Raw genomic sequence first — 722 nt, 5'->3', positions numbered from 1 at the left:
GAATTCGGGCAGTCGTTTATTGAATTCGGGCAGTCGTTTATTGAATTCGGGCAGTTGTTTATTGAATTCGGGCGGTTGTTTATTGAATTCGGGCAATTTACAAGAATTTACATAAGGGTATTCAATATATTTGTGATAAATAAATCAATTTATACTGAATAATGCGGGTGTCAATTAACCTTAATTATGTCTATCCTAGTGCTGTACAGTCCAGGGTATAAGCCAGTTTTTATCCTGGCGCATTAATAATAACAGAAAGGTGATTTATGTCACGTCCAAAACGTGGGTCTAAAGCAATTGATAAAGCGCAGCGTCGGATTGCGGGTTTGAAATCGATCAATCCCAGCTTAGACTTAGGCAATGGGGTAACAATTGACTCCTTTGCAGCCCTCATCAAAACAACGCAAGACAAGTTGGAAGCTTATAACTCAAGCCTTTCCACCGTGGATATGACTCAGGAAGCCTTAGAAGTTACCGAAAAGTCGCTGATGGAACTAACAGAACATATGTTACTCAGTGTAGCTGCAAAGTATGGCAAGAATAGCGATGAGTACAAAATGGCAGGGGGCGTTCGTCGAAGCGATCGCAAGCGTCCGGTGCGAAAACCTAAGCAAGAGGCTGTTGCTTGATAAATCTGGGTTTTACCCCATCCTAACCCTCCCCTTTCTAAGCTACGGTGTACACACATCTTTGTATAAAACCAAAATCGTTGAAGATCCCCC

1 protein-coding gene is annotated in these 722 nt (G+C 42.0%); it reads left to right on the top strand.

Annotated features, from left to right (window positions below; all coding sequences use genetic code 11):
• Window positions 1-266: 266 nt before the first annotated feature.
• On the top strand, window positions 267-629 hold the full coding sequence (locus ACM0OX_RS35710) for a hypothetical protein (RefSeq protein ID WP_334838060.1): 363 nt from the start codon (window positions 267-269) through the stop codon (window positions 627-629).
• Window positions 630-722: the final 93 nt, after the last annotated feature.

It is taken from the genome of Nostoc sp. PCC 9305, assembly GCF_963920915.1.
In the GTDB taxonomy this organism is placed as follows: domain Bacteria; phylum Cyanobacteriota; class Cyanobacteriia; order Cyanobacteriales; family Nostocaceae; genus Nostoc.
The sequence above is the reverse complement of the archived record's forward strand: the minus strand, read 5'-3'. Positions and strand labels throughout refer to the sequence as shown.

Coding starts and splice junctions, on each gene's coding strand:
- ACM0OX_RS35710 (WP_334838060.1), top strand. CDS start 267: ATGTCACGTCCAAAACGTGGGTCTAAAGCAATTGATAAAGCGCAGCGT.